General features: G+C 45.8%; 16 protein-coding genes. All 16 read right to left on the bottom strand.

Going from position 1 to position 13,552, the window contains the following annotated elements:
- Positions 1-6 precede the first annotated feature (6 nt).
- On the bottom strand, positions 7-576 hold the full coding sequence (locus OQJ86_RS00840; protein ID WP_038866823.1) for a DUF1190 domain-containing protein: 570 nt from the start codon (positions 574-576) through the stop codon (positions 7-9).
- An 8-nt stretch (positions 577-584) separates the two neighbouring features.
- Entirely contained in the window at positions 585-1,001 is a 417-nt protein-coding gene (locus tag OQJ86_RS00835; protein ID WP_038866820.1) for a DUF350 domain-containing protein, read from the bottom strand.
- On the bottom strand, positions 1,001-2,044 hold the full coding sequence (locus OQJ86_RS00830) for a potassium channel protein (protein WP_038866818.1): 1,044 nt from the start codon (positions 2,042-2,044) through the stop codon (positions 1,001-1,003). Before OQJ86_RS00830 ends, OQJ86_RS00835 begins: the two co-directional genes overlap by 1 nt.
- A gap of 132 nt (positions 2,045-2,176) precedes the next feature.
- Positions 2,177-3,238, bottom strand: coding sequence for a quinolinate synthase NadA (gene nadA / locus OQJ86_RS00825; protein WP_038875982.1), 1,062 nt, complete (start codon positions 3,236-3,238; stop codon positions 2,177-2,179).
- Positions 3,239-3,471: 233 nt separating this feature from the next.
- The gene (gene ybgF, locus OQJ86_RS00820) at positions 3,472-4,227 is read right to left on the bottom strand and encodes a tol-pal system protein YbgF (RefSeq protein WP_038866815.1); all 756 of its coding nucleotides are present in this window, start codon (positions 4,225-4,227) and stop codon (positions 3,472-3,474) included.
- A 15-nt stretch (positions 4,228-4,242) separates the two neighbouring features.
- Positions 4,243-4,764: a peptidoglycan-associated lipoprotein Pal gene (gene pal / locus OQJ86_RS00815; RefSeq protein ID WP_038866814.1), complete on the bottom strand. Its 522-nt coding sequence runs from the start codon at positions 4,762-4,764 to the stop codon at positions 4,243-4,245.
- Between the two features lie 30 nt (positions 4,765-4,794).
- A complete protein-coding gene (gene tolB / locus OQJ86_RS00810; protein WP_080869721.1) occupies positions 4,795-6,147 on the bottom strand; it encodes a Tol-Pal system beta propeller repeat protein TolB in 1,353 nt (450 codons plus the stop codon).
- Between the two features lie 16 nt (positions 6,148-6,163).
- A complete protein-coding gene (gene tolA / locus OQJ86_RS00805; protein ID WP_265985187.1) occupies positions 6,164-7,186 on the bottom strand; it encodes a cell envelope integrity protein TolA in 1,023 nt (340 codons plus the stop codon).
- 13 nt (positions 7,187-7,199) lie between these two features.
- The gene (gene tolR, locus OQJ86_RS00800; RefSeq protein ID WP_038866811.1) at positions 7,200-7,643 is read right to left on the bottom strand and encodes a protein TolR; all 444 of its coding nucleotides are present in this window, start codon (positions 7,641-7,643) and stop codon (positions 7,200-7,202) included.
- A 3-nt stretch (positions 7,644-7,646) separates the two neighbouring features.
- Positions 7,647-8,345 carry a protein TolQ gene (tolQ, locus tag OQJ86_RS00795; protein WP_038866810.1) on the bottom strand — a complete coding sequence of 233 codons (699 nt, stop codon included), beginning with the start codon at positions 8,343-8,345 and terminating at the stop codon, positions 7,647-7,649.
- The gene (ybgC, locus tag OQJ86_RS00790) at positions 8,335-8,754 is read right to left on the bottom strand and encodes a tol-pal system-associated acyl-CoA thioesterase (protein ID WP_010447291.1); all 420 of its coding nucleotides are present in this window, start codon (positions 8,752-8,754) and stop codon (positions 8,335-8,337) included. The genes tolQ and ybgC overlap by 11 nt, the downstream gene beginning before the upstream one ends.
- Before the next feature lie 172 nt (positions 8,755-8,926).
- Entirely contained in the window at positions 8,927-9,229 is a 303-nt protein-coding gene (gene ybgE / locus OQJ86_RS00785) for a cyd operon protein YbgE (protein WP_039975247.1), read from the bottom strand.
- A complete protein-coding gene (cydX, locus tag OQJ86_RS00780) occupies positions 9,222-9,329 on the bottom strand; it encodes a cytochrome bd-I oxidase subunit CydX (protein ID WP_000270284.1) in 108 nt (35 codons plus the stop codon). Before cydX ends, ybgE begins: the two co-directional genes overlap by 8 nt.
- A gap of 12 nt (positions 9,330-9,341) precedes the next feature.
- Positions 9,342-10,478, bottom strand: coding sequence for a cytochrome d ubiquinol oxidase subunit II (gene cydB / locus OQJ86_RS00775; protein ID WP_038866805.1), 1,137 nt, complete (start codon positions 10,476-10,478; stop codon positions 9,342-9,344).
- Between the two features lie 17 nt (positions 10,479-10,495).
- The gene (gene cydA / locus OQJ86_RS00770) at positions 10,496-12,082 is read right to left on the bottom strand and encodes a cytochrome ubiquinol oxidase subunit I (protein ID WP_038866802.1); all 1,587 of its coding nucleotides are present in this window, start codon (positions 12,080-12,082) and stop codon (positions 10,496-10,498) included.
- A 460-nt stretch (positions 12,083-12,542) separates the two neighbouring features.
- The gene (gene ruvB, locus OQJ86_RS00765) at positions 12,543-13,547 is read right to left on the bottom strand and encodes a Holliday junction branch migration DNA helicase RuvB (protein ID WP_265985178.1); all 1,005 of its coding nucleotides are present in this window, start codon (positions 13,545-13,547) and stop codon (positions 12,543-12,545) included.
- Positions 13,548-13,552 lie beyond the last annotated feature (5 nt).

The raw sequence follows: 13,552 nt of genomic DNA, 5'->3' as shown, positions 1-13,552 counted from the left end.
ATGCTGTTAACCGCCTCGACCAACAGAGACTGCTTTACCAAAGCCACCTCGCGACATGGCGCGCCCTATCGTGCCACCACCTCGTTTATTTAAGTTGCTGGTTGCGACTTTAGTTGATTGGTTACGGTAAGAACCATAGAACTGCCCTGCACCGTTGTAATACTTCGACTTGTAGCGATACATCGGCTCTGAGTAGTAACTCTTGTTGTAACCACTCAAGCCACTCACTGCGCGGCTAAAGAAGTAGCCACCAACAAACGGGACATACGAGCGGTGACGTGAGCTGTAATAACAATCGTCTTCATAGAAATCGTCTTCACACTCAAACTCGTTGTTATAGCGCGGAGCGTTTTCTTCTGCTCTCGCCATCGCTTCTTGGTACGCTATTTCACATTGTTCGCTGAATTCTGGCGCGTCTGATTTGCATTCATCCGCATCAACATAGATATAGCCTTCTGTTTCTGACTCTTGAGTCGCCAGAAAGAAGATGCCACCAAAAGCGACAAACGGGATGATTCGCCCAACTTTGAAGCTTTTATCCATCGAAGATCGTTTTACGTTGGAACTGCGTTTCATCGCCCCTCCTAGTAAGTCATGCAAGCTGCGTTAAGTACGCCGACAGAGATAGAGACTCCCGCGAGTACAATACCAGCGGGCACTTCGTCGTTCTCGATACGCTCAGAGACTTTAGGCAATAGAATGAATCGCACAATGCCAAAAGCAATGATTTGAGCCAACATGGCAACAACGCCCCACACCATAAAATCAACAATATTGACTGAGTTCGTTGCCGCTCCAGCAATCGCTAAGCAGTAACCAAGAAAAGCACCACTCAGTGCGACTGCTGCTGCGGTGTTTTTTTCTTCTTTGATTAGGTGCCATTCATCGTATGGCGTCAGTTTTACGTAGACGAATTTAAACGCCAGCACGAAGACAATCGAGACGGAAAAGTAGAGAAGAAAATTGGGAAAACCTGCCAACAGGTCAGCAATCATGTGCATTATTTGTCCTTATTCATGTCGTTCCATGCAAAATTATCAATGCGCTCATCTGCAATGTAGAACAGCTTGGTATTTGGTGGCACTTCTGCTTCGAGCTCGGGGTTTAGCTCAATGCCATTGCCAAGATCGAAGGCGATCAATGTGGCCTGATGATGCTTTTTAATGAAGCTGAACACCTTTTCGACACTGGTTGTCGCCTGATCTTCAGGGTAAATCACCGAGTATTGCGTCATACCTCGAGTAGAAGCTAATAACTCTTGGTGTAGAGCACTTGAACCGGGGTCCACGGCTGCTTTCGCCAGCATCTCAGCACCTACGGCAGGTATGCACTCCGCTTTAGGGCAATGCTGGCTCAACAATCTACCTAAAGCATCATCTTTAAAGTAGGCAAGCAAGTGTGCATCAGGATTCACAGAGGCACAATACAAGGCGGCCGAGAGGGTAATATCATCGGTGAGATTATCAACAATGATACAGTTGGCGCTGGTGATGTTGGCGTTTTTCATCTCTTGTGCATCGGTGTAACTGTTCACCTTGATGAAACCAATCTCACCCGGTAGCGGATTCTCTATATCAGAACGGCTACATAACACAATGGGACGCTTACCCGCTTCTTCATGCTGCAACATACGAATAAGGTGCATGGTCCTTGCGCCATTCCACCCCAACAATACGATATGGTTTTCCACTCTTACTCTCCGTTTACCTAATATACCCGCTCGCCAATAATCGATTGCACCGCCTGCCACACGCCCCAAAATGGCCGCAAACAAGCTCAAGCCACCAGGAATGATAAACAGAACCACGACCCATTTCCCTGCATCCGTCGTTGGTGAATGATCACCGTAACCAACCGTCGACGCAGTCACCATTAGGTAATAAATGAAGTTGGAGAAACTGTCGGTAAGTGCATGCTCCCCCGCGAGAGCCAGCAACAGCCAAGAAATACCAATGTAGCTACCGCTAATGACGAGAAGGTTTCGGTTGCTTAATTTGAAAAGATGGGTGCTCAGCCACTTTTTCAGTACTAGCCATACAGCCATAAGTTTCCGATTCCTTTCTGATTACTATAAGTAAATACTAACTCATTGATTGTAAGAAACAAAAAAACCAGCCAAATTCGGCTGGTTTTTGAGATTTGTCTTAACAAACTGGTGTCTGGGCAGACAGAACGACTATGCGTTCCCTTTCACTTGCATATTCAGTTGTTCAGCAAAGTCTAGCATGCGGTTCAATGGGATGAGTGATTTCACACGCAACGCTTCATCAACGAAGATTTCGTGCTCTTCACCACCTTCATTCAATGCTTTTTCAATCGCTTTAAGACCGTTCATTGCCATCCAAGGACAGTGTGCACAACTGCGACAAGTCGCACCTGCACCAGCAGTGGGTGCTTCAATCAGTTCTTTCTCTGGCACCAGTTGTTGCATTTTAAAGAAGATGCCTTTATCAGTTGCAACAATCATTTTCTGATGAGGTAGCTCTTTCGCCGCTTTGATAAGCTGACTCGTAGAACCAACCGCATCAGCCAGCTCAACCACGCTAGCTGGTGATTCTGGGTGCACTAGGATTGCCGCATCCGAGTATACGTTCTTCATCTTACGCAGTGCGTCCGCAGAGAACTCGTCATGAACTACGCACTCACCTTGCCACAACAGCATGTCTGCGCCAGTCTTGTTTGCGATGTAAGAACCTAGGTGACGGTCTGGGCCCCAAATGATTGGCTTATCTTCTGCGTCTAGGTGTTCAACGATTTCCAGTGCAATACTAGACGTTACAACCCAATCAGCGCGTGCTTTAACCGCCGCAGAAGTGTTTGCGTATACCACGACCGTATGGTCAGGGTGAGCGTCGCAAAACTCGCTAAACTTGTCCGCTGGGCAGCCAAGGTCAAGTGAACATTCCGCTTCTAGTGTTGGCATTAGAATGCGTTTTTCTGGTGTTAAGATCTTTGCAGATTCGCCCATAAAGCGAACACCACCAATGATCAATGTGCTTGCTGGGTGACGGTTACCAAATTTCGCCATCTCTAACGAATCACCAACAAAACCACCCGTTTCTTCCGCTAATGCTTGGATCTCAGGATCGGTGTAGTAGTGTGCGATAAGCACGGCATCTTTCTCTTTAAGCAGCTTTTTGATTCGCTCGATGTAATCGGCTTTTTCTTCTTGGCTTAATGGGATTGGTTTTGGAGGGAATGGGTAAACTGTCTCGATTTTATCTAATATGTGGCTCATTGCTCTTGCTCTACGCAACTTCCTTTAATCCGAGTATTGTAACCTCGTTAATTTTCAAAAACCAACCCAGAGCGGGAATTTCTAGCAGTCTAGCCGTATATCTTTGACGCAAATAACTATTCTATCGACAAAATAGAATTGGGTTGTTGCAAAGAAAAACCAGTGAAGTAAAACGAGCAAACAAGAAAAAAGGAGCCGAAGCTCCCTTTATTAGTCTCAATGTATGAGTTTTATTACTTCAGCTTAGCGCTCGCGATTTTCGCTGACGCACTGCCGGCATATTCATCGACAACTTGCTGATAGTATTTCTTCGCTTGTGCAGCATTATTGTTACGCTCAGCAATATCGCCTAGCTTAACCAATGCGTCTGCACGCTTGTTAGAATCTTTGTAAGAAACCACAGCGGCAAAACTCTTCGTTGCTTCTTTGTCTTGCTTCTTAGCAAAATACAACTGGCCTAGCCAGTAGTGGGAGTTTGCTGAGTAAGTCGAGTTCGGGTAATCCTTTTGGAACTGCTGGAAAGCCGCGATAGCGCCTGTGTAGTCTCGTTTCTTAAGGATCAAATCCACGGCATCTTGATAAGCAGTTTGCTCATCAGCGTTGGACGTGTATTTACCACCTGTTTCTGCAGGCTTGGTTTCTTTTACTGGCGCAGCTTTCATTTCACCACGCACACGATCTAGCTCGACAAACAACTCACGTTGACGCTTTAACATTTGCTGCATTTCGTAGCTATTGCGTTCTAACTGACCACGTAGATCACTGATCTCTTGTGACATTTGGTCAATTTGCTCTTGCATTTGGAGCTGAACACGGTTGCGGTTTTGCAGCAAGCGCTCTAAACGCTCGACATCTGATTCTGAAGAAGATCGAGTTGATACTGATGATGTGCTGTTGAGATCTGATACTGGAGCTGGTGCAGCGAACGCGAAGTTCGCTGCACTTGCCAGTAACGTAAGCGTAACAGCGCGCTTAGTGTTACTGAACATGAGGTTTACCTCGAATTAGTATACTAGAACCGCACGACGGTTTTTAGCGTAAACATCTTCTGATTGACCTAGAAGAAGTGGCTTCTCTTCACCGTAACTAACGATTGCGATTTGGTCAGCTTGAACACCTAGCGCTTGTAGGTAGTTTGATACTGCTTCAGCACGACGCTCGCCTAGTGCGATGTTGTACTCTGGCGTACCACGTTCATCAGCGTGACCTTCGATTGTCACTTTAAGAGCAGGGTTCTTGCTTAGGTAAGCTGCGTGAGCTGCTAGCATCTCTTCGTAGTCACCTGCAATTGTTGAGTTATCAAATGCGAAGTAAATAGTTTGAGTTTCGCGTAGTGCTTGCTCTTTTAGCTCTTGCTCTGTCAATTGACCGTTTGGATCGATTGGCGTTACTACTGTTGTTTCAGAACCGCTAGTGTTGGTTTCTGCACCCGTATTTGAAGCCGCGTCATCACTTGAGCTACAAGCCGTCATTGCCATCACAGGAATCGCGATTAGCAGTCCTTTTAGAACCTTGTTCAGTTGCATCTTATTTTCCTTTATTAATCAATTTTATTACTACAAAAACGGTGACCATGCGGGAGCTCTGACACGCCCATTTGTTGCCGGTAATCTAGCTTTAAATCGACCATCAATTGACACCATCGATAGTACGTTTTTCTTGTTGTAGATTGAGCTATAGATAACCATGCCACCATTTGGGGCAATGCTCGGAGACTCATCAAGCAATGTTTTTGTTAGTACCTGAAGAGCACCTGTTTCCAAATCTTGCTTAGCCAAGTTGAAGCCCGAATCACTGCGATTCACCATGACAAGGAATCGACCATCAGGAGTGATTTGACCGCCTAAGTTTTGGCTGCCTTGCCAAGTCAAACGGTTAGTAGAACCGCTGCCCAAATCTACTTGATAAATCTGAGGTTTACCACCCCTGTCAGATGTGAAAATCAGTGATTTGCCATCAGGGTGCCAGTACGGTTCTGTATTATTTGATCTGCCACGCGTAATTTGTGTCAGCTTACGAGTTTTCAGATCCAACGTGTAAACCTGAAGTGAACCTGTCTTTGAAAGAACCAAAGCTAACTGACTGCCGTCAGGCGAAAATCTTGGCGCACCATTGTGACGAGGGTATGACGTAATCTTCTCTCGCTCGCCGGTGTAGATGTTCATAATGAAGATCTCAGCTTGGCCGTTCTGGAAACTCACGTAAGCCAATTTCTGGCCATCAGGAGACCATGCTGGAGACATCAGTGGCTGTTTAGATTGAAGTACTAAACGTTCGTTGTAACCATCGTAATCAGCAACACGCAGCTGGTAAGGGAAGCGATCTTTGTCGTTTACAACAACATAAGCGATACGAGTCATAAATGCGCCGCGTTCGCCAGTCAATTGCTCGTAGACAAGGTCCGCAATTCGGTGAGCGTACTCACGCATGCGTGGGCCTTCTACCGTCGCTACCTTGTTAAACAACACGTGGTCTTTGGAAAGAACCAGTTCTCCGTCATCACCGAGAGCTTTGCTCTGACCCTTCGTTAATTGGCCACGAACAACGTCAACTAACTGGTAGTTAACCACGTAGTTACCTTGTTCGTTTTTCTTAATTGAACCGGTCAATAATGCATCTACGCCCAATCCGGTCCACGCATCAAAGTTTACTTCTGATTCGTTGGTTGGCGTTTGGGGCATTTTGCTGGTCGGTACCGGGCTGAATTTACCACTGCGTTGCAAATCAGAAGCAATCACAGCGGAAATATCAGTCGGAAGAGGCTCACTGCCTTCCCACTTAAAGGGAACAACAGCAATTGGTCGTGCTGAATCAATACCATCGGTAATCACCAGCTCTAATGCAGCGTGAGCCACATTCGTTAGACTGCCAAGCAGTACAAACATTCCTAGTAAAAGGCGTTTAATCACGTCTCAGTTCCTTAAATTAATAATCAACTGTTAAGTTAATATCACGAATTTTATCTATAATTGCGCGGTCTTTTGGCATAGGGAAATTGCCAACTTGGTTTACTGCACTCTTTGCCGCACCACATAATCGAGCATCACCGCTAATGACTGAAACGCCACTTACTACGCCATCTGTTCCAGTTGGCACAAGCTTAATATTCAGCCTACACGACTTTCCCACAAGGTAATCATCCTTAATGATTCGACTTTCGATTAGCTGTTTATAGATGGCTGCATAACGACCAACTTCCGAATCAACATGTTGACTCTTCGCTACTTGGTTAAGTTCGGATTCACTTTCTAGACCAGCAAAAATGTCATCCAAAGCCGCTTCTTGCTCTTTGCGTTCACGCTCTGCTTTCTCTGCGGCTTCTCGAGCTTTACGTTCGCGCTCAGCGGCCTCTTTGGCTGCTTTTTCTTTCGCGATGCGTTCTTGCTCGGCTTTTGCTGCGGCTTCACGTTCACGTTTCGCTTTCTCTTCGGCTTCTTTCGCCGCTTTCTCGCGCGCTACACGTTCTTGCTCCGCTTTACGTACGGCCTCTTCTTTGGCTTTACGCTCTTGTTCGGCCTTTGCTGCCCGCTCTTTCTCTTTACGAGTGCGTTCTTCTTCGGCCTTACGTTCTTGCTCTTTCTTCTTACGAGCGACCTCCGCTTCGCGAGCGGCTTTTGCATCTTTTGCTTGCTGCTCTTTCAGCTTACGAATTTGCTCTTCTTCAGCTTTGCGATTCTTTTCCAGCTGCTCAGCTTCACGTCTCAGTTTATCAAGACGATCTTGCTCTTTTTTTGCCGCTTTCTCGCGTTGCTGACGAATTTCTTTGGCTTGTTGTTGGACAAGCTTCGGGTCAATAACAACCGCCTGCACCATCTGCCCTGTCGGCTCGGGTTTAGACATGTTGAAATCTGTACCCCAAAGTAACGCTACGACCAAAAGCGCATGCAAGCCAACCGATATTGCTATCGGCTTGGTGTATTCTTTGGTTTTCTTCTTATTGTCTTTCATAGATGTTCGATGTCTATTCCCTGATATCGGTCATCAGACCTACTTTAGGGATGCCAGCCCGACTTAGCTCATCAAGCAGAAGTACCACATCTGCATATGGCGTTGCGGCATCACCCCCTACTGCAACCGGAGAATCAGGTTTGATTTCCCGCTCTGCTTTCACACGAACAATAACGTCTTGTAGTGATAGACCGCGTTGAACCTCTTCATCATTCACGCTTAGGCCCAAATTACCATCGCGATCGATTTCAATAATGATGAAGCTACTGTCTGTTTCACCAGCAAGATCTTGCATTGATTCCGCGGTAGAGGTTTTTGGAAGGTCTACATCCACACCTTGAGTGACAAATGGAGCGGTCGCCATGAAAATGATCAGCAGTACAAGCATAACGTCGATATAAGGTACAACGTTAATCTCTGCGGTCATTTTACGCTTTTTAGGTTGGTAACCCGCCATGCCTTATTCCTTATTCGCGCTGTCTCGACCCGCCATTGCTTGACGGTGCAGGATGCTGTGGAATTCTTCAGAGAAAGTTGCGTATGTATGCTCTAGCTTACTTACTTTGTTGCTTAGACGGTTGTAAGCCATTACCGCAGGGATTGCTGCAAACAGACCCATCGCTGTTGCGATCAGTGCTTCTGCGATACCGGGTGCCACCATAGATAGTGTTGCTTGTTTCACTTCACCCAATGCAATAAAGGCGTGCATGATCCCCCATACCGTACCAAATAGGCCGATGTATGGGCTGATAGAACCGACCGTTGCGAGGAACGGTAAACTGGTTTCTAGTTCATCCACTTCACGAGCTACAGAAACGCGCATTGCACGCCCTGTACCTTCCATGATGTAGGCCGGTGAGTTTGCGTTACTCTTACGCAAGCGTGCAAATTCGGTAAAGCCAGCATAGAAGATTTCTTCTGTGCCACCGATGTCGTCTTTACGAGCTTTCACTTTTTGGTACAGCTGTGAAAGATCGGTACCAGACCAAAATTTGTCTTCAAAGGATTCAGCGTCTTTTGATGCTTGAGACAGTACTTTGCTGCGCTTAATGATCATTGCCCATGACGCAATTGACATGCCTAGTAGGGTCAACATCACAAGCTTTACCAACAGACTGGCCTGAAGAAAGAGATCTAAAATGGAAATATCAGCAGTCACTATTTGTTAGCTCCGAATTGATAAAAGATGGGATAGCTATTGGTTTCATTTTCTTATTATCGATACATGCTACCTTAACAATTGTCTTGCACAATGTTTTGCCTTCATCATTGACTAACTCTTGACAGAATTGCAGGGACGCACGCTTTATTTCTGACACTCGGGTAAGAACGGTCAAATGCTCGTCCAGTCTCGCCCCTTGGTTGAAATCGATATCCATGTGTCGGACAACAAAGCCAATGTTTTGTTCCAATAACACATGTTGAGAAATGCCTTTTGCACGCAACATCTCAGTGCGTGCGCGTTCAAAGAATTTTAAATAATTAGAGTGATATACAACGCCACCCGCATCGGTATCTTCATAATACACGGTGATCGGCCAGCGGAAGGGATTAGATGTGCCTTGCAAGGGAGTACCAGTACTTTCAATTCTTTAAAGCAATTACTATAACTGAAGCGGCAGTAATTGGTACTGAGCGAAGGGAATATTTTTGAATTTTGTAGAAAAAATAAAAGCCAGACAAGACGTCTGGCTTTTTATTCGATGATTTAATAACCGACTTTATTTCAGAGTGTAACGCTTACATGAAATAGAGTGCTGTTAAATAAACTAAGATAGCGAGTGAGAAATAAGGGCTGAACAATACTTGCCAGTACCAATTTCTTGGCTTGAAGCCCACACCGTAAACCATGCTTGAGCAGACTGCCCAAATCAGTGCCGGTGCGATAAACGCATTAAAGCCACCAATTTCTCGATGGTATGCGTTTGGATCCCACATCACCAATCCTACATGCATAAAGCCGAGGATTAAGGCCAAGACTCTCAGTAGAGTCTTGTCCATTGGTGCGTGAAGTTTCGCTACCTTGTCAGCGAGATTACTCACTGTCTTTATCCATCATTTCTGAGTGCTCTAACCAAAGAGCGTTGATGATACCGAATGCACAAGCAAGTAGTACACCTAGAATCCATGCGAAATACCACATAGTAATAGCTCCTTAGTAAAGTGAGTTTTTGTTTTCTTCGATGAACTTGTCATCCAAGCGACCAAACATCTTGTAGTAAGTCCAAGACGTGTAAGCCAAGATGATTGGAACCATAACAAACGCAACGCCTGTCATTAGGTTCAAAGTCAGTTCAGATGAAGTTGCATCCCACATTGTCAGACTTTGGCTTGGCATTAGGTCTGATGGCATTACGAATGGGAACATTGCAATACCAGCAGTAAAGATAACACCTGCGTTACCAAGGCTAGAGGTTAGGAACGCGATACCACACTTCTCTAGGCGAGATGCCAATACAGCTAGAAGCGGCATTGCAACACCCAGTACAGGCGCAGCCCATAGCATTGGGTAAGCTTCGAAGTTGTTCATCCACGCACCAGCTTCACGGATAACCTCTTTGTTTAGAGGGTTAGAAGCAGCGCCTGTATCGATACCACCTACGATAACGTAACCTTCGATGCTCTGAATCCAGAAGCCAGCTGCTACGAATGCAACCACAGTTAATAGACCCATTAGCTGAGCAACGTTACGAGCACGAGTATGAACTTCGCCTGTTGTCTTCATTTGTAGCCAAGTTGAACCTTGCATCAGGATCATGAACAAGCTTACTAGACCACATAGCAATGCAAATGGGTTAAGAAGACCAAAGAACGAACCATGGTACGTTGGCATTAGGAATTCGTTCAGTTGGAATGGAACACCTTGCAGAAGGTTACCAAACGCCACACCAAAGATGATTGGTGGAACGAAGCCACTGATTGAGATACAGATATCCCAAGTGTTACGCCATTTTTTATCTTCAATCTTTGAACGGTAATCAAGACCAATTGGACGTAGCCAAAGTGCCGCTAGGGTTAGGATCATCGCTAGGTAGAAACCAGAGAACGATGTCGCGTAAACCAAAGGCCATGCTGCGAACAATGCACCACCAGCAGTGATAAGCCATACTTGGTTACCATCCCAGTGAGGTGCGATCGAGTTAATCATCACACGACGTTGCGTGTCGTTTTTACCGATAATAGGTACAAGCGCGCCCACACCCATATCGAAACCGTCAGTAATTGCAAAACCAACTAGTAGAACACCGATCAGTACCCACCAGATGAATCGCAAGATTTCGTAATCAAACATCTTGTTGTCTCCTTGTCTTACGCTTCTACTTGGCGACTAACTTTGTCTTCAACAGAGTCAGCGTTTTGCTCGAAGTGGTAGCGGCCAGTTTTCAGGCTGCTTGGACCTTTACGAGCGAATTTCACCATTAGGTATACTTCTGCAATTAGGAATGCAGTGTATAGCGCTAGGATTGCAAATAGTGAAGTCCAGATTTCACCTGCTGTTAGTGCTGATGCAGCAACGTGTACCGGTAGGATTTCACCTACAGCCCACGGTTGACGACCGTATTCAGCAACGAACCAACCCGCTTCGATCGCAATCCAAGGTAGTGGAATGCTGAACAATGCAGCTTTAAGAATCCAAGGTTTCTGTTCGATCTTCTGACGACATGTTTGGATGAATGACGCACCAAATACGAATAGCATGATGAAGCCACACGCAACCATGATACGGAACGACCAGAATAGCGGCCATACTGTTGGGATTGAATCATCCGCAGCCGCTTGGATTTGGTCTTCAGTCGCATCAACAACCTTGTCTGTGTAACGTTTTAGAAGTAGGCCGTAACCTAGGTCACCTTTCACTTCGTCAAACGCTGTCATGTTTGCTTCAGACTTGTCGCCTGCACGCAGTTTTTCAAGCAATTCGTATGCGTACATACCAGTACGGATACGGTCAACGTGCTCTTCACGTAGATCGTGTAGGCCTGTTACTTGCTCATCAAACGAACGCGTTGCGATGATACCCATAACGTAAGGGATCTTGATTGCGTAATCGGTGTTCATTGTTTCTTGGTTCGGTAAACCAAACAGTGTGAACGCCGCTGGTGCTGGTTCTGTGTGCCATTCAGCTTCTACTGCTGCTAGCTTCACTTTTTGAACTTCACCAAGCTCGTAACCAGATTCATCACCCAGCACGATTGTAGACAGGATTGCTGCCATACCGAAAGAAGCTGCGATAGCAAACGAACGACGAGCGAACGCCACATCACGACCTTTCAATAGGTAGTAAGAACTGATGCCAAGAACGAACATTGCACCACACGTGTAACCAGATGCTACTGTGTGTACAAATTTAACTTGCGCTACAGGGTTTAGTACAACGTCTGCGAAGCTCACCATTTCCATACGCATGGTTTCGAAGTTGAATTCTGCGCCAACTGGGTTTTGCATCCAGCCGTTCGCGATAAGAATCCACAGTGCAGAGAAGTTAGAACCCAGAGCAACCAACCAGGTTACCGCTAAGTGTTGACGTTTTGATAGACGATCCCACCCGAAGAAGAATAGACCAACAAAAGTTGACTCCAGGAAGAAAGCAACCAGTGCTTCGATCGCTAGTGGTGCACCGAAGATGTCACCTACATAGTGGGAGTAATAAGACCAGTTCGTACCAAACTGGAACTCCATGGTAAGGCCAGTAGCCACACCAAGTGCAAAGTTAATACCGAACAGCTTACCCCAGAACTTGGTCATGTCCTTGTAGATTTGCTTGTTCGTCATTACGTACATTGATTCCATAATGGCCAAAAGGAAGGCCATACCAAGGGTCAATGGTACGAATAGGAAGTGATACATCGCTGTCAGTGCAAACTGCAACCGCGACAGATCAACTACGTCAATCATGGTAACTCCTATGTGTCGGCTGAATGACACTCTCTACATATTGCAATCCATACACAAGTGTTATTTACACTTGAAAAATGTTGAATTATCACAACGCTTTGTTGCAAAAATGTGCTTCGTTGGTTAGTTAATTGTTAAGCATCAGCTAATATAGCTGGGCCTAATATTACTGCTAAAAACAGTTTGTTTCAAAAGGTTTATAGCGAGAAACCGCTTTGATGTATATCAATCTTTATGCGCTGAATTTGAACAAAAATCCATCACATTGATCCAGATCAAACGATATCAGAAGAGTATGTTAATAGAGAGTAATCAGGAGAGAAAATAATCAGTTAGGCAAGAACATAGAGTTAACAATCTATAAGTTTTTATTACCTATTTAGTATTAGAAGAGATTTAATAAATGAGAGGTTGGTCAACATTGGTGAAATGCTGAGCGCTGTGCGCCCAGCTTGGAATCTTACTTTTCAATTCCGAAATGCAGATAGGCGCGATCGGTCGCTATTCTACCACGAGGTGTGCGTTGTAAGTAACCTTGTTGAATCAAATAAGGCTCTAGCACATCTTCAATGGTGTCTTTCTCTTCACCAATGGCTGCTGCCATGTTATCCAGACCGACAGGACCACCACCAAACTTTTCCATGATCGCAAGAAGCAGTTTTCGGTCCATGTAGTCAAAACCTTTAGCGTCGACATCGAGCATGTTCAGCGCTTTATCTGCAACTTCCGCACAGATGTGTCCATTGCCCTTTACTTCAGCATAGTCACGAACACGGCGTAGTAGTCGGTTAGCGATACGTGGCGTACCACGAGCGCGGCGAGCAACTTCTAACGCACCTTCCGACTCCATTGACAAGCCTAGGCAATCTGCGCTGCGCTGAACGATATCCTGCAAGTCTTTGACCTTGTAATACTCAAGGCGCTGAGTAATACCGAATCGGTCACGCAATGGCGAGGTCAATGAACCCGCTCGTGTGGTTGCGCCGATAAGCGTGAAAGGAGGCAAGTCAATCTTGATAGAGCGAGCGGCTGGGCCTTCACCAATCATGATGTCTAGCTGGTAGTCTTCCATCGCTGGATACAGCACTTCTTCAACCATTGGGCTTAAGCGGTGAATCTCGTCAATGAACAGCACATCGTTCTCTTCTAAGTTGGTCAGCAGCGCCGCCAAGTCCCCTGCTTTCTCAAGTACTGGGCCGGAAGTAGTGCGAATATTCACTTCCATCTCATTAGCAACGATGTTCGCAAGTGTGGTTTTACCCAAACCTGGAGGACCAAATATCAAAAGGTGGTCGAGCGCTTCATTTCGCAATTGAGCGGCTTTGATGAAAATCTCCATCTGACCACGCACGTGATCCTGACCTTGGTAATCCGCCAGCGTCTTAGGACGAATCGCACGGTCGATGACATCTTCATCACGAAATGAAGGATTTTCTGGCGCGATTAAACGATCGGCTTCAATCATATTGT

It is taken from the genome of Vibrio sp. Sgm 5 (assembly GCF_026241575.1).
GTDB lineage: Bacteria > Pseudomonadota > Gammaproteobacteria > Enterobacterales > Vibrionaceae > Vibrio > Vibrio jasicida.
Note: the sequence above shows the minus strand (reverse complement) of the source record. Positions and strands in the feature narration are given on the sequence as shown.